The sequence below is a fragment of the Xenorhabdus aichiensis genome, assembly GCF_028598775.1.
In the GTDB taxonomy this organism is placed as follows: Bacteria; Pseudomonadota; Gammaproteobacteria; order Enterobacterales; family Enterobacteriaceae; genus Xenorhabdus; species Xenorhabdus bovienii.
This window is the reverse complement of sequence record NZ_JAQRFO010000001.1, coordinates 18,243-40,809: the sequence shown is the minus strand read 5'-3', so window position 1 is coordinate 40,809 and position 22,567 is coordinate 18,243. Positions and strand designations below refer to the sequence as shown.

The window sequence follows — 22,567 nt, the reverse complement described above, 5'->3', positions numbered from 1 at the left end:
CCGAGTATTTATCGCATCCTCTTTGCGCGCCAAATGGCGCGCTTTTTTCATTTTACTTCTTCACCCAATTGCCATTAATACCAAGCACATATTCACCTGCCCCGGCACGGTTCACCAATTTTTCACCCGCCATTTTAGCAACCTGATTCGTTGTCATATTATTTTGAGCGGCAATTGCAGCATATTTCTTTTCCCGCTCTTCGTTGACCTTTTGGATCACGGACTGAGCATCCCTGGTCTTCTTCACGGGTGCCAAATAGCCACTGAACGTTTCTCCTACCAGCCCTTGCTGTTTTGCTTCACTCAACGTCATGCCTACAGCAAAAGAACTGAATAGCAGACTCGCCAGAAATATTACTCCTGCTTTTTTCATATTCTGGCCCTTAAAATAAGTTGGAGTTGTTTTTGAGCATATCTTCAATTTGCCTATCAACTTTAATATGAATTTCATGCTCAATCTTCACATTCATCTCAATCTTGATCGGTTTATCTGGCGTCGCTACCTCCAGCCTGATACACCCCGTCAAAACCATGCTGGTTAACATCAGGCTAGCCATGCCCACCGACAACCTGAAACCAGTTTTTATTATCATTTGTCACTCCCATTCATTACAGATATATTTTTCTGCAACCACTCTTCCAGATTACTGCCAAAGCGCAGACTACGCCATAACTGAAAAATGTTCTCCTCATGGCGATAGTTAAGCCTGACTTCTCGTTTTTTATCCACCCTAGGATTGACACCGCTGATTTCTGAATTCAGTATCAAAATGCCCAAATTATCCAGCGTAACATGTGCCTTTGAATGGCTGATCTCCAAATAACTCAGCCAATCCATTGTCATACCTGCCGTCAGGTCATTTTTCCCTATAGAGCCAACCGTATCTTTATCTAGCCTCAATGTCAGAGATCCATCATTGGATACCCAGCCCTGCTGAATAATCCAATTTTTATCATTCGATAATAGCGGCAATTCCCCGCTGACTCTGCCCGACATGGCTATTTGCTTAACTTTCAGAACACCAAACAATTTGCTCAGATTTAATTTATCAAATCGCAGTACCGCAGCCTGTCTTTGGGGTAATTGAAGTTTATCCAGCCCAAGTTTGCCATCCAGCATGTCCACATTCACATTGGATAACGTCAATGGCTGGGTTTCAGTGGGTGGGTAGAAACCCAGCAAATCGGCTGTCACATTCTGCATACCAAATAATCCCTTAATTTCATTGACCCTGAGTTGGACAGGCGATGTGACCCCCAATTGCCAAGTATGTTCCTGCAAACGCCACGGCAAAACAAAATTCAAGCCGTCAATTTCGCCATCCTTTAGCCAAACACTCGCATTTTTCACTACCCAATGACCACCAGCACGCAATCCCTGCCCCTTCGCAGCCGAAAATGCCGCTTGGGCATAGAGGTTTCCACCACGTACCGCAATCCCCAAATCTACGGGGATCAAGGGCTGAAGTGCCAACAGAGATTGACTCGGCCAGCGAGCTTCTCCTCGCAATCGCGTACCGTCCCAGCGGCCATAAAATGGGATTGGCTCAATACCTTTGGGAGATAATTTCCCATTCAGGATAAAATCCTCCGGTGACTGACCTGTCACTGTCGCCTTAAAGTCGAAAGGAGGTAAAAAACCGCCAGAACGGAAATCTGTTCTTAAGGCGGATAACTGCAAGTCCCCCATGAATGTCGGTTGAGTTGAGGAACGTTCCCACACCAGCGGCTTAATAAGCTGCAAACGCGGTGCTTCCATCTGAACAAGGCCGTATTGGATAACATCAAACCCCGTGTTTAACGCACTCACCGTTATCTGTGAACGCTCCCAGCTTCCTGTGCCTGAAATGTCCCATTTAGCTTGTAGCGGTGGTAAGTATCCATTGCCCCAATAACGCCAATGCCAATTTCCCTGATCGGGTATAAAATCCTCGGCATCCCCATCAAGATGCAGTTTGAATTTTCCCCAATAGTTATCCTGCGCAGTCACGATGGCTTGCAGACGGCCCGTAAAACCATCACGGGTCAGATAAGTCCCCGCCAATGGTAAACGCGCTTCCTTAACCGTCAAGGTTTCGTTTACTTTTCCCCACGCACGAAACAGCGCTCCCGGCTGAAATGTGATTTTAGGTGCCACCAGCGAACCCGTCACCATAGCGGGCAATGACATTGTCATAACCATCTGTCCGCAGTTCATTTGTCCGGTTAACTGAAACGGGATATGGGCATTCGCCATATTGATAAGTGTCGGCTTTATAGAAAGAACGATATTGCCCCTGCCTCGTTCATTTTGGGTGATCAAATTCACTCGCCCACTGACTAACATGCCATCTATACCTTTTCTCCAGTGATCAAAGGTTAGATTCACGCCTCCTGACAACGGCTGCCCCGTATCCATCCATTGCCATTTACCATCAGTTATCAGGAATTGAGATTGATTGAATGACCATGGCAACTCCACCAATATCCGCTTTTGCTTCTCTTCCCTAATAGTGAACGTTCCTCCCTGCCCCTGCCATTTTAATATTACCTGCAAAGGATCAGGGTATTGACTGATGGATAGCCTCCCTGTTATCTGACCTTGACGTGATGAATCAAATTGGAGTTTTCCGGCAAATTCCTGCCACGGCGTGAGTTCAAAGTGATCAACGGCAAGCTTAACCGCAGGAATGGAGGATAATGCATCCTCAACCGACAATGGCGCTGACGGGGTTTCTGTCTCTGGCAACTGCACCAGACACGGGCTATTGCTGTGAACACTAGCAGCATGAATATTCCAGTAGCGCTCTTTGGTTTTTTCTTTGCGTGGGTATCCCACAGACAGCCCGGACACATTGACCCATTCACAACCTTTTGCCTGCAATGCCAAATCATCCAGCCGTAATGTATTCTTTTCCCATTTTGGTTGACTGAGAGAAAGAGTAACGCCCTGTGGCAACCAATGACTGGCAATCAATGGCAGCCAACGCGGAAGTGTGTACCAACCAGTCAACACCAATAACACCAGCAGTGTTATCATCACCGCAAACACTTTGAATATCTTGGTCATTACATCCTTATCTCTTATTTTTTAATCTAAGCACAACATCCTGTTATGATAGTTTCATATCAGGCTCTAAGCTGGTTTATTATACGGGCTATTATCATGAATAGCTTATTAGTCGGTTTGTTCGAATATAGCGAGAGATAACGCTTAGAACCTATCTCAGTAAACGTCATTATTGCCAGCAGTTAAAACGCAGCAAAGTGAATTCAACAAATGGTTCGAATGAACGATGAAATTAAAAATTCCACAGTCAATATATGACGGAGACGAGACGATGAAATTGGTTGTTTATAGTACAAAACAATATGACCGTAAACATTTAGAAATGCTCAACCAAAGACTTGGGCTTGATTACCATATCGAATTCTTCGATTTTTCCTTAAGCCCACAAACGGCCAAAAATGCCATTGGTGCAGATGCCATCTGTATTTTCGTCAATGATGACGGTGGACGTGAAGTGCTGGAAGAATTGGCAGCAATGAACATCAAAATTTTGGCGTTGCGTTGCGCGGGATTCAATAATGTCGATCTGGATGCGGCCAAAGAGCTAGGCATTCAAGTCGTCCGCGTCCCAGCTTATTCACCTGAATCTGTTGCTGAACACGCGGTTGGATTGATGCTGTGTTTGAATCGGCGTATTCACCGAGCCTACCAGCGTACCCGCGATGCCAATTTCTCTCTGGAAGGGCTGACTGGCTTCAACATGTATAAACGCACAGCCGGTATTATCGGTACGGGGAAAATCGGTCTGGCTATACTGAGAATTTTGAAAGGTTTTGGTATGCGTTTGCTGGCACATGATCCCTACCCAAATCAGGAAGTGTTAGAGCTTGGTGTGAAATATGTAGATTTAGATACCTTGTACGCCGAATCTGACGTGATTTCTCTTCACTGTCCTATGACGCCAGAAAACCATCACTTACTGGATGAAACAGCATTTAATAAGATGAAAGATGGCGTGATGATCATCAATACCAGCCGAGGGGCGCTAATCGATTCAATTGCCGCTATTAACGCGTTGAAACAGCAGAAAATTGGCGCATTGGGTATGGATGTATATGAAAACGAGCGTGACTTGTTTTTTGAAGATAAATCGAATGATGTTATCCAAGATGATATTTTTCGCCGCTTGTCTTCCTGCCATAATGTGTTGTTCACAGGACATCAGGCATTTTTGACAGAAGAAGCGTTAACCAGTATCAGTGAAACGACTTTACAAAATATCCAGCAATTAACCTCCGGCAAACCTTGCCCGAATCTTGTTGGGTGATTTTTACGCACATCAGGAGATAAAATGAAGAAAGCGATTTCGTTTGCGATCGCGACCCTGCTACTCACAGCATGTCAATCTTCGGGAGTTAGCGCCACGGGGAATGTTACGGTCAGGGATCTGCAACATCGTAATTTTGCTTTAATCAGTGTCAATGGTGCAACTGTTTCAAATAAAGAAGACAGTAAACTTTCTATTGCATTTGGTGAAAAAATGTTTGTTTCAGCAACTATGTGCAATCATTTTATGGGAATGGGTAAATTAAAGCAGCGTGTTCTGACTGTCAGTATTTTAGAAAAATCCCAGATGTTTTGTGTCAATGAACAGCTCCATCAATGGGATCAAGTGATTTATGATGTACTGACTGAGGGAGCCACGGTCAGATTAAAAAGCAAACAGCTTACATTAACTAATGACAAAAACACGCTGGTTTATGTTTTGAGGGATATTACCCAATAATTTAATCATGTAACGTTATTTTTTCTCATTCTGAGCATATTTTCACCAAAACGATTTGTGATTACCCAGTATCATACTGGGTAATCAGCTCAACCCGCATTTCAGCTTGTTGTCCATTTGATAGCCGTTTTCCTCAAATCAATCTCCTGAAATAGAAACGAGGTCACACATTCATGTTGTTCTTATCTTTTATGACAACATCACACCAATCATCAGCATTAAAGCAATCCATAATCCCACAAATTTTATATAAACCAGCCATTCACTGTTCATTTTTTCACCTCTCATTATCAAACAGACTTGCATAGCTGCATGAGATAATCTCTGATGGTTTGACTTCAAATCCTCACCAACAGTACTCCATATATATTTGGTAAGTCATATGAATGCCATTCTATTATTTATTACTATTGATATAATCTTGGCTGGATTGTCGCAGAAATAGAACAATGTTCACTTGAACAATTGGGGTTAATTATTGAACAATAAAACACCTGATTTGATTCAGCCAGCTCCTGTATCGGGATACAATGCTGCACTCCAATTGCTGTAAATACAGACGAATATCGACGGTTCTTTGCTTGAGAAAGGGGTCGCGATTGATTTGATTTTTTCCGCTAATTGAAGGGATTCTAGCGATGAGTTACCTATATAAGTTCCACTGGGAAGACGATGCCATTTTCCATTAGGAAATTGTATCGATTTATTGAACTTATTTGCTGTCATTCTGTTATGCAACTTCTCATAGCCATCAGAACCCGTGCCATAAAGTTCCACACGAACCAAATAACTTGCCATTTATCATTCCTTGTATTGACTGTGGAGCAGACAAGTTATCAGTTTTTCTTGGCTGATAAAAGCGAGAAAAACGAGAGCAAAATCCGGTATTCATAACAATCCGGTGTGTGGTGATGTCCGGCATGCGCATACATAATTGGCCTCAACTTATTGTTTGAGGCCAATTTTTTATGTCTGACTTATCCCGTGAATTACAAGTCATTGCGAAGTTTAACTACCCTGAATCCACAGACACCTTTCGTAAAAATATTCCTATCGAATGGATAACCATTTTGAGAAAATAGAGAGTTATCATCACATAATATTTATTACGACTATAGTGCTAATAATCAAAAAAATATAAAACAAAAATCATTTTATATTAATAATTTAATGCATCAAAAAGCCGTTGTTTCAATAATGCAATATCATCCGTATTATTCTTATTTAATAGAGTAAGATTGGCTATATTACTCTCCAGAGTTTCAATTTTATTTTCTAATTGCTTATTTTTCTCATCCAATAATACATTAGTTTTTGCCAATTCAGTATATAATTGCTGACCATTAACCGCCTCAGTACTATGATTTGAAATATCACCGGCGGCAACATGCACGATCTTACGTTCGTGACCAGATTTTCCTACAGAAATAACATTCGGTTTGTTCGCAATAGAATCTGCGCCCAATGCAACGCTCCCTTTTTCTGTTGCAGAGGAATTTTGACCAATCGCTACGGCCTGAGACGCACTGGCCGTTACCTTTTGCCCCAAAGCGATAGAAGCCAGGCCATTGGATACAGAATCAGCACCAATTGCAATTGGCCAAATAATGTTCGCATCACCCGGTTTACCAGCAAGTTGATTTTGCCCAATAGCAATAGCCGCTTCACTGATAGCTTTAGAATTTCGTGGTGAAGCACCAATTGCGACAGCATGTACTGCCGATGCTTCCGCATGCCCAAGTACAACTGAATCTTTACCAATTTTTTGCTCATTGATATTGATATTTTCAATAGACATATTACACCCCTTAATTTATAAGTTAAATAACCATTCTTTATTTGAAAATAAATAAAATATTCAACAAAATCTGACATTAAATGCCGTTAATTAATTTAATTTATCACAACTAAAAATAATACCGTATATTTATCTATAATATTAAATGAAAATTAAATGTTGTAAATAATTAAAATCATTAGAGAGATAGAATATATTTTACGAGGTTTATTTAATGCATTGTTAATCTTTATGAAATATACATCTTATAAGCCTTATCGTAATTTATTAACTAAGCTGAATTTCCTATATGGCTTTCCCCTGTATTACAAGATAGCTTTCAGATAAAAGGAACAAAATAGCTTTCATATCTCCGGCCTACTTGATGTAATGTCATGATTTCATGACCTTGATGAGATATTCATCGGCTCAGATGGTATACCATATTTATGGGAAATGGATGTCAGATAACAACCTCGACCAACTCAGTATATTGAATGCCAGTCTTAGTAAAAATGCCACCCATGTCCCATACGTCAGTTCTATAATGAAAAATAATTAAATAGCAATTTGTTATGACGTTATTCCGGTTTATTCATAATATGATCTTCCCAATCCACCACATCAGCCTCACGCACAGCAATGTGTCTAACAGAAATACGCTCTGCATGCATAGCTGATTTTGAACCACTGACTAAAGGGTGCCAAGGAAGGAGTTTTTTTCCTTCGCCAATCAAACGATAAGCACAAGTCGTCGGTAGCCATTCAAACGTGACCATATTCTCACGCGTCAATTTGATACAATCAGGCTCATATCTAAAACGATCTTCATAATTCTTGCACTGGCAGGTTTTGATATTCAATTGATTACAGGCAACATTGGTGAAGTAGATTGCATCAGTATCTTCATCCATTAGCTTATGCAGACAGCACTGACCGCAGCCATCACATAATGCTTCCCACTCTTGGTCTGTCATCTGTTCCAGAGTTTTCGCCTGCCAGAAAGGTTGAGACATAAGTTCAGTCATTCCTCATTGTTAAATCACTCTGGTTGTTAAAACGTGCTCATTAAGAGAGACGTTCAGTACATCACCAGATTGTAGTGGCCCTACACCTTCAGGTGTTCCCGTTAAGATAATATCACCGGGACGCAGGGTAAAAAAACGCGACATATAGCTAATCAATGGAATGATAGGCATTCGCATGTCACTCGTATTGCCGTTTTGGCGTGATTCGCCATTCACTGTCAGGGAAAGCTGTGCGTTTTGTGGTTCACTAAAGGCTTTGACAGGAATAAAGCCCGATATGGGGCATGAACCATCAAATGCCTTACTCTTTTCCCACGGTTGCCCAGACTGCTTAAATTTATGCTGCAAATCACGCAATGTCAGATCCAGTGCCACCGCAAAACCTGCGATCGCCTTGCCGACCCGTTCCTCATTGGCATTCTTGAGTGTCGAACCAATCAAGACCGCCAATTCAATTTCATGGTGCACAGCCCCCAATCCCTGCGGGATGGAAACCGGCTGACAGAGATCACAAAGAGCCGTTTCAGGCTTGAGAAATATAATCGGCTCTTCGGTCACTTTAGAGCCCATCTCTTTCATATGCCTCTCGTAATTACTGCCGACACAAACCACTTTATTGGCAGGAAAATCCAGCAGTACGCCCTGCCAGTCTCGATGCTGGTACATAGCATTCTTCCTTATCTGTTTTCAACAGCAGATTCTCAGTGAGTGAGGAAATGGGTTTTCTGACCAATACTCTCTGCCATCATACCCACACTAAGGGCAAAATTGTAAGAACGGTTCCAGTGCATGATAGTACGGAAATTCTGCGTTACCCAAAATGTCCGCTGTTCAGTACCATTCGGTATCACAATCCAGCCTTTGGTATTCACTGGCAGACTGGCAAAATCGGGGGATGAAACACCCAACGCCTGCCATTGGGCAATAGTTTTCCCCTGCTCTAGCTTAATACCTTCCAAGTTTTGATCAAAACCAGCAGGCAGTGAAACCCCATAACCCCACGGTAATCCTTGTTGCCAACCTTCCTTCGCCAGATAATTGGCAATTGAGGCAAACACATCTTCCTTACTGTTCCAGATATCGATTTTGCCATCGCCATTACCGTCAGCAGCATAAGCCAAGTACGAGGTCGGCATAAACTGGCTTTGCCCCATCGCTCCCGCCCAAGAACCTTTCAAAGTTTGATTTTCATCAATATATTTCTTTTCTATGATTTCAAGTGCTGCCATTAATTGTTTTATAAAAAGATCTTCTCGACGACCTTCAAAAGCAAGTGTGGATAATGCCGATATGACATCTTCCTTTCCCTGAACTTTGCCAAAACCGCTTTCCAAACCCCACAGAGCAACAATATAGTCTTTCGGTACACCGTATTTGCGGCTGATTCTCTCTAACTGGAGCAGGTTATTCTGATACTGGATGACGCCCTGCTCAATCTTCCAAGCTGACAGGACGCGGTTAAGGTAATCATCCAACGTAATTTTCTTTTCCGGCTGATTACGATCAGATTGAATAACCCGCGAAATAAAATGAATATCGGCAAATGCACGATCCAGTGTTTTTTCACTGAAACCCTGCTCTCTAGCTTGTTGTTTCAGTAAAACCACATAGGCGGGAAATTGCGATGGTTCACGAGAGGCAATTGGAAATTGTTCATCCAACGCCCTGATTTCTTTCTGTATCACAACAGCCTGTCTGGATTGATCCTGCAACACTTTTCCATTCGATGAAGTACACCCTGCCAACAGTGTCGCTGTCAATAAGGTCACACCAGAGATTAATTTCATGAATCAATTCCTCACTTCAGGATCAAACACTTGCTGATTATTTCTGCCATTACTTATTTACAGCCAGATGTTCACTCATCAGACTTTCCACTGGTGGGGGCACTTGCAGGTAAAAACCCTGCCCACTCAGCATAGTTTTTACTTTTTCAATATCTGCATTAGCGAGTTTTTTTCTTCCTGATAATGAAATCATCATGGAGTATTGAGGTTCACCGAATGTTTTCAGCAACGCTTCAGGGACGCGTGAAAAATCACCTTTTTTTTCGACATAGAGATATGTCTGGTCACGTTTTGGGCTTCTGTAGATTACACAAATCATTGTCATAAACTCTTTTAAATTAACACTGCGACTTGCTTGAATAATTCAGTAACTATAACATGCTTATTATATTTAAGAATATCGTATCCCAGATCTTGGGGAACTTAACCTTGCTGAGTCAAAATATAGATGTCACAGTCGCCAATTGAGCTAAAAGGCAGTAATTTTACGCTTTCGGTCGTTCATTTGCATGATGACCAGCCGGAAGTCATTCAAAGGGCTATGCAGGAAAAAATGGAGCAGGCACCAGAATTCCTCAAAAATGCCCCCGTCGTAATCAATATATCTGATCTTCCAGTCGATGCAGATCTCCTCGCACTCTACCGTGCTGTTGAATCTGTCGGGTTGCGCATTGTTGGCATCAGCGGCTGTCAGGATGAACAACAACGGAAAATTGTTCTAAAATCTGGGCTACCTTTACTGAAAGAAGGTAAAAGTCAGACAGTTCCTACTCAAGAAAATAAACCGACTGAACCTATTTTCAAAAAAACTCGTATAATTAATACGCCTGTTCGATCAGGACAAAGAATTTATGCGCCAAATAGCGATCTCATTGTCACCAGTAATGTCAGCGCTGGCGCAGAATTAATCGCTGATGGAAATATTCTTATATATGGTGTGCTACGTGGACGAGTATTGGCAGGCGCATCTGGTGATAAAGAAAGCCAGATTTTCTGCACCCATTTAAACGCTGAACTATTCTCTATTGCAGGTCAATATTGGCTCAGTGAAAACATTCCAGAAAATTTTGTTGGCAAGGCGGCAAAATTACGTTTGGTAAATAATGAATTAACTATTGAAACCTTAGTCTAGCCCTTATAACAAGGAATCGCTTCATGGCACGCATTATTGTTGTTACATCTGGTAAAGGTGGCGTTGGCAAAACCACTTCAAGCGCGGCCATTGCTACCGGTCTCGCCCAAAGTGGGAAAAAAACCGTAGTTATCGATTTTGATATCGGTCTACGAAATCTCGATCTGATCATGGGCTGTGAACGCCGCGTGGTTTTTGACTTCGTGAACGTTATTCAAGGTGATGCTGCATTAAATCAAGCGCTTATTAAAGATAAACGTACTGAGAATCTGTATATTCTGCCCGCTTCTCAAACCCGTGACAAAGAAGCCCTCACCCGTGAAGGCGTCGAAAAAATTCTGAATGAGTTGGATCAACAAGGGTTCGAGTTTATTATCTGTGATTCACCAGCAGGTATTGAAAGCGGTGCATTAATGGCGCTCTATTTTGCCGATGAAGCAATTATCACGACCAACCCGGAAGTTTCATCTGTTCGTGATTCTGATCGTATCTTAGGTATTCTGGCCTCCAAATCACGCCGCGCAGAACAATCTAATGAACCGATTAAAGAGCATCTTCTACTGACTCGCTATAATCCAGGGCGTGTGAACCGGGGCGATATGCTCAGTATGGAAGACGTGCTGGAAATTCTGTGTATTCCTTTGCTTGGTGTTATCCCAGAAGATCAATCTGTTCTGCGTTCATCGAACCAAGGGGAACCGGTCATTCTGGATAAAGAATCTGATGCGGGTAAAGCATACGAAGATACCGTTTTACGTTTACTCGGTGAAGAACGGCCTTTCCGTTTTATCGAAGAAGAAAAAAAGGGCTTTTTAAAACGCCTGTTTGGGGGGTAACGCATGGCTTTGTTAGATTTCTTCCTGTCGAGAAAAAAACCGACAGCCAATATTGCCAAGGAGCGGCTGCAAATCATCGTGGCAGAGCGTCGGCGCGGTGATTCCGAGCCTGCTTATTTGCCCGAAATGAAACGGGATATTCTGGCCGTTATATGTAAATATGTACAAATCGACCCAGAAATGCTCTCTGTGCAATTTGAGCAAAAGGATGATGATATATCCGTACTGGAACTCAATGTAACATTACCGGAGACTGAGGAATTACCAAAATAACACTATCAAATGGCGTTATTTAATTTAAACAGGTGATTTCTCAATAATGAATCGGGGTGTACTGACATCCCGATTTCAAATATTCAACAAATCTATCAATGCCTTTTTCTTATTTTTTCCAATTCCCGTCATCCCCCGACTTTGGCAATCACCTTCTCCATATTTATTATATGATTAACGAATAATAGGCACTGATCCTATTAATATCAGTTAATTATTAATATATTCAGCCTGTATTGTATATAGCACACTGAAAATCCCCGACATTCACTTATTCCTGAACGGCTATTACATATAAGCCACCCTTAAAGAGGAAAATCATGCAAAATATTGACTTCAATCTCTATCACAAAACACCTACCGTCCATGTTTTTGATAACCGAGGGCAAAATATTCGCGAAATTGCTTTCCATCGCCCGACGGCCAATGGCAATACGGATGTTCGTATCACCCACCATCGCTACAATATCTCAGGGCATCAGGTTGAAAGTATCGATCCCCGCCTACATGATGCACAGCAAACTGATCCAACCATCCCATCCAATTTCCACTGGCAGCATGATTTGGCCGGCAATATCCTGCATACCAAAAGCGTTGATAGCGGCAATACTTTCGCTCTGAATGATATCGAAGGCCGCCCCATACAAATCATCAATGCACAGAAAGTCAAATACCACTATCAATACGAAACCGCACCTCTGACGGGTCGCCTATTGTCCGTTGATGAGCAATCTGCGTCGGAAGTTACATCACACACCATAGAACGCCTGATTTGGGCTGGTAACACCTCAGAAGAGAAAGCCCACAACCTCGCAGGAAAATGTTTTCAGCATTATGATACGGCCGGACTCACACAACTGGATAGCGTCTCTCTAACTGGTATTGCTTTAAGCCAAATTCAACAATTATTGGCTGAAGGGCAGCATGCAGACTGGCAAGATGAAGATGAAACCCACTGGCATACTCTGTTGGATAGCACTATATACCTCACCCAAAGCCAGAGTGATGCCACAGGTGCCTTGCTGACTCAAACCGATGCTGGCGGCAATAAGCAAAGATTGGCCTACAATATCGCCGGACAATTAAAAAGCAGTTGGTTAACGCTGAAGAATCAATCTGAACAAGTGATCGTCAAAGCACTGGATTACTCTGCCGCCGGTCAGAAATTGCGGGAAGAACACGGTAATGGCGTTATCACTGAATATACGTATGAACCAGAGACCCAACGCCTGATAGGAATCAAAACCCGTCGCCAATCTGATAACCGCTTATTACAGGACTTACGTTATGACTATGATCCCGTCGGTAATGTCATCATCGTTAACAATGATGCTGAAGCAACGCGTTTTTGGCATAACCAACAAGTTATACCGGAGAATCGCTATACTTACGATTCCCTCTACCAACTGATGAGCGCAACTGGCCGTGAAATGGCCGGGCTCCCGCAGCAACCTAATCAGTCCCCTTTCCCTAATCGCTTCTCTGATGACAATACCTATACCAATTACACCCGTAATTACGATTACGATCGCGGCGGCAATCTTACCCAAATTCGACACAACGCCGCCAACAGTCAGAATAATCACACAACCAAAATCACCATATCAAACCGCACCAATCACGGAGTATTAAGCTCATTGGCCGATGATCCAAACAAGGTCGATACCCTGTTCAATTCAAGTGGCCAACAAATCAGCCTATTGCCGGGACAACAATTAATCTGGGATACCCACGGCAGGCTGCAACAGGTGGTATCACCTTCAACTACCTGCGAAAGCTATCGCTATGGCAGTGATGGTATGAGGATGGTGAAAATCCGTGAACAAAATCAGCAACGCCAACAGGTTATCTATCTGCCAGAATTAGAGTTGCGCACCACTCAAAATAACGGAACCACCACGGAATCATTACAAATCATCACACTTGGCGAAGCTGGGCGAGCACAAGTCAGAATTTTGCATTGGAAAACTGGCAAGCCAGATGGCATATCCAATAATCAGATTCGTTATAGCTACGATAATCTGCTCGGGTCTAGCCAGCTTGAACTGGATAATGAAGGGCAAGTGATCAGTCAGGAAGAATATTATCCGTTTGGTGGTACATCAGTTTGGGCGGCCAAAAACCAAACCGAGGCCAATTATAAAACCATTCGTTACTCCGGCAAAGAACGGGATGAAACAGGCCTGTATTATTATGGCTACCGTTATTATCAACCGTGGGCAGGCCGCTGGCTGAGTGCCGATCCCGCAGGAAACGTTGATGGCTTGAACCTGTACCGAATGGTCAGGAACAATCCGGTCACATTGACCGATAACGATGGCTTGGCCCCCTCCCCGAATCGAAATCACAATACTTTCTGGTTTGCCACATCCTTATTCCGCCGTTCGGATGAAGGTATGTCCAAATCCATGAGGCGCGGACAAAAAATTGCTCGAGCCATTGCCGGAGGGCTGGCCATTGGCGGTTTGGCTGCTACGATTGCCGTTACCGCAGGGGCGGCTATTCCAGTCATTTTGGGTGTTGCGGCTATCGGATTCGGAATTGGTGCTTTATTGGGCTTTAATGTTGGTCGGATCTTGGAAAAGGCCGGAGGATTACTTGCCCGTTTCTTACAAGGACGTTCCACGCTCTTGCAGACAGCGGCAGGCGCCGCAGTGGGTGCTGCCTCTGCCGCATCTTATGGCGCCACGACACAAGGTACTGCAATAGCTACAGCGGCAGGCACTGCGACGGGAACAATAGGCGCACTAATCAACAATGCTGACAGTGGAATGGGCGGTGCGATTGGTGCGGGAACGGCAGTAGGCACCATTGATACCATGATGGGGAGTTCCGTTACTCTGACCCATGAAGTTGGTGCAGCAGCGGGCGGGGCTGCGGGAGGAATGTTAACCGGAACCAGCGGTAGTACGCGTGCCGGTATCAATGCCGGAACGGGGGCCTATTATGGCTCTTGGGTTGGTTTTGGGTTAGATGTCGCAAGCAACCCCTCCGGACATTTACTCAGATATGGCGTGGGTCACTTGGCTGGCCGTGGCGCTGAAATGGCAATGAGCCGCTTATTTGGCGGTGGGTTACTTGGCCGCTTACTGGGTCGTCTCACCGCCCCATTAGCAACGGGGCTAGCCAGACAAGCCGTGCAATTTGGCATTTCCCGTCCGTTCTTTGAACCTATTTTCAGCTTTCTCGGTGGTCTTGCTGGCGGTATTGGCACCGGGCTACAAAGACAGTTAGGTCGAGAACATACCCTGTCTAGAATGATTGAAACCATTGGCAGTGGTATTGACCGGCTTGCGGGTATGATTGGTAACCGGTTCAGGGGACAAGTGTTGTGGCAAACTGGCCTTGCCAATCTCAGGGATTATGGTATGAGTGCATTGAATGTGGGACGCAGGATGTTAATGCCAGCTTGATTGTTATTATTGTCATCACTAAAAGGCGTGCTCTAAGAACACGCCTTTTAATATTGACTTTCAATGAAAAAAACAAAAAATATATAAATATAACAATGAAATTTCCCTGCCCCATTCGATGGGCAGGAAATAAACATCACAGGCAATAATCGTTATTAAGCCGGATAATTTGCTAATATTTCAGCAACAGGCTCAGCCAGCAACTCTCCTCGCCATCCACGGAGTAATTCGGGCTGATAATCGGTTGATTTCAGTTTCCAATGAGAACTGAGCAATTGATTGATTTGCCGACGGGAAGCCAATAATTCCACACTAAACTGATGGGACTCACTCACCTGAGTGACCAGCGATTTAATTTCCTTAAAGGCCGTACGATAGCCCGGATAATCAATCAGGTTTGTAATGAGAGCCGGACAGGCTTCATCTGGAATATCTCTGCTCTCTGCAACCATTGCCAGCAAACGACGCCCATGACAACGGATCTCCTGCCCACTTAATCCTAAGGCATCCAGCTCCCCCAAAGAAGTCGGCATATAACGGGCTACCTGCCATAGATTTTCTTCGCGAATAACAAAATTGATTGCCAAATCCCGCTCCCGTGCCTGATTTAACCGCCATCCCGCCAGTTTTTTCAAACAGGCCAGCTGCTTTGGACGTAATTGCCACGCGTTACCTATATCTTTGTAAGCACATTCTGGCATCAATATTTCTTTGCGGCGTTGGGCGATCAGATAACTTTCATCTTGTGCCGCATCCATGTATCCCGCCTGCTCCGTTGCCGCCACCAGAATATCGGCCAAAGGCAATAAATAATAAACATCCGCCGCGGCGTATTCACACTGCTTTCCACTCAATGGACGAGCCAGCCAATCAGTGCGGGACTCACTTTTGTCCAATTCCACGTGGAGATATTGAGCAACTAGTGTTGCAAAACCACACGACATAGGATGACCAATAAACGCAGCCAGTACCTGAGTATCAATCATCGGCGTTGGCAAACATTGAAAGCTATTCCAAAAAACCTCTAAATCTTCACTACCAGCATGGATGAATTTTAATACATCTGGATCAGTCAACAACTCCCGAAAGGGCTGCCATTCTGAAATATCGAGAGGATCAATCAGAGAAAGTTGTTCGCCATCAAACAGTTGTATCAACCCTAATTGAGGATAATACGTCCGTGTGCGTACAAATTCTGTATCTAATGCAATTGTTGCGTGTTTTTTTGCCCGCTCACAGATTGACTGCAATTGAGCATCGGAGGTAATCAACTGATAATTCAAAACATCATTCTCTTAGCCATTCATAAGACTTATACAACAACGCCGGTAAAAACCGGCGTTGTTGATGTGATAGGCAATCTTAAACTATTTACCCTTTAAAAAATCATTCTTAAGGCTATAAACGGCAGAACCGTCTCCCTTAAGACAACCATCTATAACATGATCAATTTGCCGCTGTCGCAGCATTATTCGCTTTTGCTAATTCTTCGTTACGCAGTTCCTTGCGAAGAATTTTACCTACATTTGATTTCGGTAATTCATCCCGGAATTCAAAGAGTTTCGGCACCTTATATCCGGTCAGGTAACGACGGCAATGTGTCTTAAGCTCATTCTCAGTTAAACTCTGATCCTTACGAACCACAAACACTTTGACGATTTCACCTGAGTTATCGTTTGGAACGCCTATTGCTGCTGACTCTAACACTTTAGGATGGGAAGAAACAACATCTTCTACTTCATTGGGATAGACGTTGAAACCGGAAACCAAAATCATGTCTTTTTTCCGATCAACAATATGTAAAAACCCACTTTCATCTACATTAGCAATATCCCCTGTCGCCAGCCAGCCATCTTTCAATACTTCAGCCGTTGCTTCAGGGCGATTCCAATAGCCTTTCATCACCTGCGGGCCACGAACCCACATTTCCCCTGCTTGCCCCAAAGGAACTTCATTGCCATCATCGCTAACCAGCTTAATGTCTGTCGAAGGTACAGGGAAACCAATGCTGCCACTATAATGAGTCAGGTTATAGGGATTACCTGAAACCAGAGGTGCACACTCTGTCAACCCATAGCCTTCAAGTAAATGACACCCCGTTAAACTTTGCCATTTTTCGGCCACTATTCTCTGTACGGCCATGCCACCGCCAACCGACAAACGTAATGAGGAGAAGTCCAGTTTCTGAAATTCAGGGTTATTCAACCATGCATTAAATAGCGTATTCACTCCCGACAAGGCAGTGAATGAGTAACGCGACAATTCTTTGACCGTTCCGTTGATATCCCGAGGATTAGTAATCAGCAGATTTTGCCCACCAAGTTCAATGAACAACAGGCAATTGACCGTCAAAGCAAAAATATGGTACAGCGGCAATGCTGTAACAACTAACTCTTGTCCAGGAGCCATCAGCGGAGCGTAATTAGCCTTTCCCTGCTCAAGGTTCGCCAGCATATTCCGGTGGGTCAGCATCGCTCCTTTTGCCACTCCCGTTGTTCCGCCGGTATATTGCAAAAATGCCAGAGCTTCGCCGTCCACATCCGGTTTAACATACTGCATACGGTAACCCTTGTGGATCACGCTGCGAAACGAAATGGCATCCGGTAAGTGATACTTCGGTACAAGCCGTTTAACGTATTTTACGACGAAATCTACAAGAGTCCCTTTTGGACGGGATAATTGATCCCCCATGCGTGTCAGAATAACGTGCTTAACCGGAGTGTTGAAAACAATCTTTTCTAAGGTATGTGCAAAGTTAGAAACAATAACTATGGCTGATGTTCCGCTATCAATAAGCTGATGTTCCAGCTCACGCGGGGTATACAGAGGGTTAACATTGACAACCACCATCCCGGCACGCAGGACGCCAAAGAGGGCAACGGGATATTGCAGTAAGTTTGGCATCATTAATGCCACGCGATCCCCTTTTTTCAGCCCCAGTCCATTCTGTAAATAGGCTGCAAAAGCTCGGCTACGCTCTTCCAATTTACGGAAAGTTATCACCTCTCCCATGTTGATAAATGCGACTTGATCGGCATAACGTGCCACAGCATTTTCAAACATTTCAATCAACGACAAATAACGATCGGGATCGATTTCTGCCGGAACATCTGCCGGATAATGTTTTAGCCAAACTTTTTCCAAGTTGAATACTCCTGAAATCTAATTGCTGTATAACCACTGACCATGAAACAAAAACCAGACCTGTATATTTAACAAATTATTAACTCAGCGTACCAGTTTGAAAAGAAACATTGTTCAGGTTGGCGATATACATCACTAATTTAATACTATATGTCGCTGCCAAAAAATAAGGCAGCTTCTGCTGCCTTATTTTTTTATTATTTATCAATGAGTTAATTAAATAACCAACACTTGGATGTATAACGCTTTGATTATACACTGATTTAATCATTTTTGACTTAAACTAACTTCATTATTCTAAATAGTTATAAGCAAGATGAACCAATAAAGGATAATTATTAGGAAGATAATAGTAAACAAAGAGATGAAACTTTGAGGATGGCCTCGCCACTCACTTTATGAGGCCATTTATTTTGTATCTGCAAACTTTATCCGTCAGACAGGATCATTCGGTCAAAATCGTTTCAACAGGCACTACCTGAGTCTGGCTTAAGACACTCAATACCTTTCCGCCAAAGCGTCCTTCATGCTCACTATCTGGCCCCAGTCTGAAAAATAAGGAGTACCATAATAGTTCCAGAAAACAGAGTTACCAACAGGTGGTAAAGCAGCACGTTCAGATTCATACCAGCGTTTAAAACCAACGACACTCATCACGACATAATTATACGGACTATTCCCCACCATCCCTTTTTCCAGGTCTGTAATCGAACCCACCACTGTCACATAATGATCTTTAAAATCATTCGGTTCTAAAAAACCATTCACATAGGCATAAATTCGCCCAAGCGAAGGCTTATTCAAAAGCGGAGCCGCATTACTTGCCAGTGGTGAAGCCAAAATTTCTAGCCGAGTCCTGTCTTTTTCATTTAAGACACTCAATACCTTTCCACCAAAGCGCCCTTCATGCCCAATATATAGTTCAGGTGTATTTTTGACAGAAAGCAGATTTTCTACGGGTGTTTTGGTCGTTCCTTTTATTGCCTCAGGAACCGATACACAACCTGTAAGTATCATTGCTCCCGCCAATGCAACTACTTGCAGCATGACTCGATAGTGCGTCCCCTTAAGCATAAGCTCCTCCATTGCAGTAAAAATCACGGAAAAAATTAACCTGAGCATCTATATTCATGGACATCATTTCCCATCACAAGTTGCATCAGCTTTACATAATTACGTTTATTTACTTTAACGGCCTGGTAATTTCTTCCATGTCACTTCATTGCGCAGATAAACGGGTTCGGCATGTTCAACTGCCGTTGCTTCTCCTGCTTTCCACATCTGAACAGCCAGTGGCAGCATATCTTCCGCATGAGGTAAAGTAATGTCACTTTTTACCAAATCTAAATGAGTGTCCAATAATTGAGGATAGGCTTCCCATCCAGTTCCGGCAATTGCCCAAACTCCAGTTAAGGCATTCATGACAGCCTGTGCCTGTTCAGGCTTCAAAACTGCCTCTGTTTCATCACCCTGCCATTCACCTTGTGAATTACGGGTATATTGCCCCCAATAAACCTCTCCCATACGGGCATCGATGGCAACCAGAACATTTTGCGCACCTTTTAAGCGAAACGCCCCCTGCGCCATCGTTTTGAGGGATGAAACACCAAGCATCGGCAATTCAGCACCCAATGCCAGACCTTGAGCAACGCCAATACCAATCCGCACTCCAGTAAAACTACCTGGCCCTCGACCAAACGCCAGCGCATCCAACTGTTGCAGACTCAAATTGCCCTGAGACAATACCGCCTGAACCATCGGTAAAATGCGTTGAGTATGTTCCCGGGGAGAAATTTCAAACTGTGCCTCAATGACACTTTCGTTCCAAAGTGCAACAGAACAAGCTTCAGTTGCAGTATCAATAGCTAAAATCCGCGTGGACATGCCTTAACTCCGGCAAGAATAGAATTCGAAATAAGGGGGCTATACTACCATAGCCCCTGAGATTTTACTCTGACTCTGTTGGACGTGATTTAAGAAATGCCACCGCTTTCGATAAATCACGTGTACGGCGGGCAGGTGGTAAGCTGTTAAGAAAAATTTCACCATATGGGCGCATTACTAAACGATTATCACAAATAACGACCACGCCATAATCATCAATATCACGAATCAGACGCCCTACGCCCTGCTTCAGACTGATCACTGCATCGGGAATCTGGACTTCACTAAAGGCATCTCCGCCTTTAAGCTGGCAATCTTCAATCCGTGCCTTGAGCAGAGGATCATCCGGCGCGGTGAACGGCAGTTTATCAATAATGACACAGGACAATGCATCACCACGAACATCCACACCTTCCCAAAAACTGCCAGTCGCCACCAGTAATGCATTACCCGCAGAAATAAACTGGGACAACAGCTGTCCTTTGCTTGTTTCTCCTTGTACCAACACGGGCAATGTCAGGCTGGCACGGAATTCCTCCGCCAGACCGCGCACCATCTGGTGGGAAGTACAAAGAAAAAAACAACGCCCCTTATTGCTTTCAATTAATGGTTTCAGCATACGTGCCAACCATTTTGCCCCGCCATTCTGGTTCGGTGATGGCAAATGGCGCGGAACACACAGTAGCATCTGACGCTGATAATCGAAGGGGCTGGGCAGAAGCAACGTCTGGGCTTGCTTTAATCCCAAGCGTGCCGTGAAGTGTTCAAGCTGTTCATTGACAGATAAAGTTGCGGACGTGAAAATCCAGCAACCAGACTGTTCACGGATCATGTCACTGAATTTATCGGATACGGATAGTGGCGTTAGTGCCAGTAGAAAATGCCGTCCATAACTTTCGAACCAATAACTATAATTGGGCACAGTGACGTCGATCAGCCTTTTAAGGCGATTACGATAGACCGTTGCCCGTTCAAAAGCTGCATCCAGCATGGCCGAACGCCCCAAAGAGAGCTTCATTACGTCATAACAGAGTTCCAGTGCATCATCCAACCGTACCAGCATCCGCTGTATCTGTGGCTGCTGCAAAGCTTCACGGAGATTGCCCCGATAACTGTTCTCTCCTAAGGACAGGCGAAAATCCTGCGCACTTTGGCTGAGACGATCCGCACTTTTCTGCAGTTGGGCCTGATCCCGTACTTCAGTACGGTAAGCCATGATGATATCTCGTGATAAGTCCATCAATTGGCGACTACCCAATTGCTGACCAAAATACTGGCTGGCAATATCGGGAAGCTGGTGTGCCTCATCGAAAATCACCACATCCGCACGAGGGATTAATTCGCCAAATCCGGTATCTTTCACCACCATGTCCGCCATAAACAGATGATGGTTAACGATGACGACATCCGATTCCATCGCTTTGCGGCGAGCTTTCAGAACAAAACATTCCTGATAGCGTGGGCAATCACCACCTAGGCAGTTGTCATTAGTACTCGTTACCAATGGCCAGACAGTGCTGTCTTCCGCGATTTGGTGGCAAGTGCTGATATCGCCATCTTCTGTCTGAGATGACCAACTTCTCAGCCTAACCACGTCTGCCAGCATCTCTGGCTCAAGCTGAGAACTGCCAAGTGATTGCTGTTCAAGGCGCTCAAGACATAGATAATTTGAGCGCCCTTTCAATAAGGCCAGACTGCCCGTAAACTTCAACGCACCAGCGACGGTCGGCAAGTCACGGTTATAAAGCTGATCCTGCAACGCCTTGGAACCTGTGGAAATAATCACTTTTTTGCCTGAACGTAATGCAGGCACCAGATAGGCAAAAGTCTTACCCGTTCCCGTTCCCGCTTCCACCACCAATTGCTGCTGTTTTTTTATTGCAGCGCTGATGGCTGAAGCCATTTCCCGCTGTGCATCACGGGGCTTGAAACCTTGTATCGCCTTGGCAAGTACGCCATTTTTCGCAAAATCGTCTGACACGAACCGTCTCTTTACAATAAAATGTGGCAGAATTATGCCAATACTGAGTAGTAATCACCAGCCAATTCAGCAATAAAACTGTATAAATTAACAGGAGATTTAATGACTATTGAACGCATTGATCCAGATATCCGCTGGTCAGAAGCGGTCATTCACAATGACACTATCTATTATACTAGCGTGCCAGAAAAACTGGATGGTGATATCACAGAACAAACTGCCGATACACTGGCAGCAATTGATATCATGTTGCAGCGCTTGGGTTCAGATAAAAGCAAAATCATAGATGCGACGATTTTTCTGGCAGATAAAACCGACTTTGCCGGCATGAATGCGGCATGGGATGCATGGGTTATTGCGGGAAGCGCACCTGTACGCTGTACTGTTCAGGCTAAACTGATGAATCCAAAATACAAAGTGGAAATCAAGATCATCGCAGCCCTATAACCTTCATTTTTCAGGTTTGCTATGGCATTGAGAACCTTTCAACTCACTCAATGCCATTCTACAAATTAAATTTAAAAAATCGCTATTTAA

At 43.9% G+C, this 22,567-nt stretch carries 21 protein-coding genes; 7 read left to right on the top strand and 14 right to left on the bottom strand.

The genetic code is table 11. The features are described 5' to 3' along the window. Positions 1-52 precede the first annotated feature (52 nt). The 3 genes from PSI22_RS00195 to PSI22_RS00185 are packed head-to-tail and all read right to left on the bottom strand — an operon-like array spanning position 53 to position 3,049. Positions 53-373, bottom strand: coding sequence for a YdbL family probable chaperone protein (locus PSI22_RS00195; RefSeq protein WP_273577761.1), 321 nt, complete (start codon positions 371-373; stop codon positions 53-55). A gap of 10 nt (positions 374-383) precedes the next feature. Beyond that, positions 384-557, bottom strand: a complete 174-nt coding sequence (locus PSI22_RS00190; protein WP_273577994.1) for a YnbE family lipoprotein — start codon at positions 555-557, stop codon at positions 384-386. 32 nt (positions 558-589) lie between these two features. Next, positions 590-3,049 (bottom strand): YdbH family protein, encoded by a 2,460-nt coding sequence (locus tag PSI22_RS00185; protein ID WP_273577760.1) that lies wholly within the window; start codon positions 3,047-3,049, stop codon positions 590-592. Between the two features lie 271 nt (positions 3,050-3,320). Between PSI22_RS00185 and PSI22_RS00180 the strand changes: the two genes are divergently transcribed. Together PSI22_RS00180 and PSI22_RS00175 are read left to right on the top strand one after the other, a co-directional pair. Continuing rightward, complete coding sequence (locus tag PSI22_RS00180) at positions 3,321-4,316, top strand: 2-hydroxyacid dehydrogenase (protein WP_273577759.1); 996 nt, start codon at positions 3,321-3,323, stop codon at positions 4,314-4,316. Between the two features lie 24 nt (positions 4,317-4,340). Then, on the top strand, positions 4,341-4,775 hold the full coding sequence (locus PSI22_RS00175; RefSeq protein WP_038254644.1) for an META domain-containing protein: 435 nt from the start codon (positions 4,341-4,343) through the stop codon (positions 4,773-4,775). A 504-nt stretch (positions 4,776-5,279) separates the two neighbouring features. Here PSI22_RS00175 and PSI22_RS00170 read toward each other — a convergent pair. The 6 genes from PSI22_RS00170 to PSI22_RS00145 all read right to left on the bottom strand — a co-directional run bounded on the left by PSI22_RS00170 (position 5,280) and on the right by PSI22_RS00145 (position 9,686). Continuing rightward, the gene (locus PSI22_RS00170) at positions 5,280-5,573 is read right to left on the bottom strand and encodes a type V toxin-antitoxin system endoribonuclease antitoxin GhoS (protein ID WP_038196871.1); all 294 of its coding nucleotides are present in this window, start codon (positions 5,571-5,573) and stop codon (positions 5,280-5,282) included. A 361-nt stretch (positions 5,574-5,934) separates the two neighbouring features. After that, on the bottom strand, positions 5,935-6,573 hold the full coding sequence (locus PSI22_RS00165; RefSeq protein WP_273577758.1) for a hypothetical protein: 639 nt from the start codon (positions 6,571-6,573) through the stop codon (positions 5,935-5,937). A 560-nt stretch (positions 6,574-7,133) separates the two neighbouring features. Then, a complete protein-coding gene (gene ycgN / locus PSI22_RS00160) occupies positions 7,134-7,568 on the bottom strand; it encodes a cysteine cluster protein YcgN (protein WP_370688955.1) in 435 nt (144 codons plus the stop codon). A gap of 21 nt (positions 7,569-7,589) precedes the next feature. Continuing rightward, positions 7,590-8,246, bottom strand: coding sequence for a fumarylacetoacetate hydrolase family protein (locus PSI22_RS00155; RefSeq protein WP_273577756.1), 657 nt, complete (start codon positions 8,244-8,246; stop codon positions 7,590-7,592). 35 nt (positions 8,247-8,281) lie between these two features. After that, complete coding sequence (locus PSI22_RS00150) at positions 8,282-9,367, bottom strand: lytic murein transglycosylase (RefSeq protein ID WP_273577755.1); 1,086 nt, start codon at positions 9,365-9,367, stop codon at positions 8,282-8,284. A gap of 49 nt (positions 9,368-9,416) precedes the next feature. After that, positions 9,417-9,686 carry a YcgL domain-containing protein gene (locus PSI22_RS00145; RefSeq protein WP_273577754.1) on the bottom strand — a complete coding sequence of 90 codons (270 nt, stop codon included), beginning with the start codon at positions 9,684-9,686 and terminating at the stop codon, positions 9,417-9,419. Positions 9,687-9,815: 129 nt separating this feature from the next. On the opposite strand from PSI22_RS00145, the gene minC reads away from it, so the two are divergent. The 4 genes from minC to PSI22_RS00125 all read left to right on the top strand — a co-directional run bounded on the left by minC (position 9,816) and on the right by PSI22_RS00125 (position 15,021). Beyond that, positions 9,816-10,499 (top strand): septum site-determining protein MinC, encoded by a 684-nt coding sequence (gene minC, locus PSI22_RS00140; RefSeq protein WP_273577753.1) that lies wholly within the window; start codon positions 9,816-9,818, stop codon positions 10,497-10,499. Between the two features lie 23 nt (positions 10,500-10,522). Beyond that, positions 10,523-11,335 (top strand): septum site-determining protein MinD, encoded by an 813-nt coding sequence (gene minD, locus PSI22_RS00135; protein ID WP_273577752.1) that lies wholly within the window; start codon positions 10,523-10,525, stop codon positions 11,333-11,335. 3 nt (positions 11,336-11,338) lie between these two features. After that, complete coding sequence (minE, locus tag PSI22_RS00130; RefSeq protein WP_038196880.1) at positions 11,339-11,608, top strand: cell division topological specificity factor MinE; 270 nt, start codon at positions 11,339-11,341, stop codon at positions 11,606-11,608. 320 nt (positions 11,609-11,928) lie between these two features. Further along, entirely contained in the window at positions 11,929-15,021 is a 3,093-nt protein-coding gene (locus tag PSI22_RS00125) for an RHS repeat protein (protein ID WP_273577751.1), read from the top strand. A 155-nt stretch (positions 15,022-15,176) separates the two neighbouring features. Here the strand turns inward: PSI22_RS00125 and rnd are convergent, their stop codons facing one another. From rnd to yoaA, 5 genes are all read right to left on the bottom strand, one after another. Beyond that, positions 15,177-16,304 carry a ribonuclease D gene (gene rnd, locus PSI22_RS00120; RefSeq protein WP_273577750.1) on the bottom strand — a complete coding sequence of 376 codons (1,128 nt, stop codon included), beginning with the start codon at positions 16,302-16,304 and terminating at the stop codon, positions 15,177-15,179. Between the two features lie 163 nt (positions 16,305-16,467). Further along, complete coding sequence (fadD, locus tag PSI22_RS00115; protein ID WP_273577749.1) at positions 16,468-18,165, bottom strand: long-chain-fatty-acid--CoA ligase FadD; 1,698 nt, start codon at positions 18,163-18,165, stop codon at positions 16,468-16,470. 498 nt (positions 18,166-18,663) lie between these two features. Continuing rightward, a complete protein-coding gene (locus PSI22_RS00110; RefSeq protein ID WP_273577748.1) occupies positions 18,664-19,239 on the bottom strand; it encodes a Slp family lipoprotein in 576 nt (191 codons plus the stop codon). A gap of 114 nt (positions 19,240-19,353) precedes the next feature. Continuing rightward, positions 19,354-20,049: a tRNA (adenosine(37)-N6)-threonylcarbamoyltransferase complex dimerization subunit type 1 TsaB gene (gene tsaB, locus PSI22_RS00105; protein ID WP_254850646.1), complete on the bottom strand. Its 696-nt coding sequence runs from the start codon at positions 20,047-20,049 to the stop codon at positions 19,354-19,356. A 64-nt stretch (positions 20,050-20,113) separates the two neighbouring features. Beyond that, positions 20,114-22,030, bottom strand: a complete 1,917-nt coding sequence (yoaA, locus tag PSI22_RS00100; protein ID WP_273577747.1) for a DNA repair helicase YoaA — start codon at positions 22,028-22,030, stop codon at positions 20,114-20,116. 102 nt (positions 22,031-22,132) lie between these two features. On the opposite strand from yoaA, the gene PSI22_RS00095 reads away from it, so the two are divergent. After that, the gene (locus PSI22_RS00095; RefSeq protein WP_273577746.1) at positions 22,133-22,477 is read left to right on the top strand and encodes a RidA family protein; all 345 of its coding nucleotides are present in this window, start codon (positions 22,133-22,135) and stop codon (positions 22,475-22,477) included. The last annotated feature ends 90 nt before the right edge of the window (positions 22,478-22,567 follow it).

Excerpts from the sequence above, each read along its gene's own strand:
- PSI22_RS00195 (WP_273577761.1), bottom strand. The coding sequence starts at position 373 with ATGAAAAAAGCAGGAGTAATATTTCTGGCGAGTCTGCTATTCAGTTCT.
- PSI22_RS00190 (WP_273577994.1), bottom strand. The coding sequence starts at position 557 with ATGGCTAGCCTGATGTTAACCAGCATGGTTTTGACGGGGTGTATCAGG.
- PSI22_RS00185 (WP_273577760.1), bottom strand. The coding sequence starts at position 3,049 with ATGACCAAGATATTCAAAGTGTTTGCGGTGATGATAACACTGCTGGTG.
- PSI22_RS00180 (WP_273577759.1), top strand. The coding sequence starts at position 3,321 with ATGAAATTGGTTGTTTATAGTACAAAACAATATGACCGTAAACATTTA.
- PSI22_RS00175 (WP_038254644.1), top strand. The coding sequence starts at position 4,341 with ATGAAGAAAGCGATTTCGTTTGCGATCGCGACCCTGCTACTCACAGCA.
- PSI22_RS00170 (WP_038196871.1), bottom strand. The coding sequence starts at position 5,573 with ATGGCAAGTTATTTGGTTCGTGTGGAACTTTATGGCACGGGTTCTGAT.
- PSI22_RS00165 (WP_273577758.1), bottom strand. The coding sequence starts at position 6,573 with ATGTCTATTGAAAATATCAATATCAATGAGCAAAAAATTGGTAAAGAT.
- ycgN (WP_370688955.1), bottom strand. The coding sequence starts at position 7,568 with ATGTCTCAACCTTTCTGGCAGGCGAAAACTCTGGAACAGATGACAGAC.
- PSI22_RS00155 (WP_273577756.1), bottom strand. The coding sequence starts at position 8,246 with ATGTACCAGCATCGAGACTGGCAGGGCGTACTGCTGGATTTTCCTGCC.
- PSI22_RS00150 (WP_273577755.1), bottom strand. The coding sequence starts at position 9,367 with ATGAAATTAATCTCTGGTGTGACCTTATTGACAGCGACACTGTTGGCA.
- PSI22_RS00145 (WP_273577754.1), bottom strand. The coding sequence starts at position 9,686 with ATGATTTGTGTAATCTACAGAAGCCCAAAACGTGACCAGACATATCTC.
- minC (WP_273577753.1), top strand. The coding sequence starts at position 9,816 with ATGTCACAGTCGCCAATTGAGCTAAAAGGCAGTAATTTTACGCTTTCG.
- minD (WP_273577752.1), top strand. The coding sequence starts at position 10,523 with ATGGCACGCATTATTGTTGTTACATCTGGTAAAGGTGGCGTTGGCAAA.
- minE (WP_038196880.1), top strand. The coding sequence starts at position 11,339 with ATGGCTTTGTTAGATTTCTTCCTGTCGAGAAAAAAACCGACAGCCAAT.
- PSI22_RS00125 (WP_273577751.1), top strand. The coding sequence starts at position 11,929 with ATGCAAAATATTGACTTCAATCTCTATCACAAAACACCTACCGTCCAT.
- PSI22_RS00110 (WP_273577748.1), bottom strand. The coding sequence starts at position 19,239 with ATGCTTAAGGGGACGCACTATCGAGTCATGCTGCAAGTAGTTGCATTG.
- tsaB (WP_254850646.1), bottom strand. The coding sequence starts at position 20,049 with ATGTCCACGCGGATTTTAGCTATTGATACTGCAACTGAAGCTTGTTCT.
- PSI22_RS00095 (WP_273577746.1), top strand. The coding sequence starts at position 22,133 with ATGACTATTGAACGCATTGATCCAGATATCCGCTGGTCAGAAGCGGTC.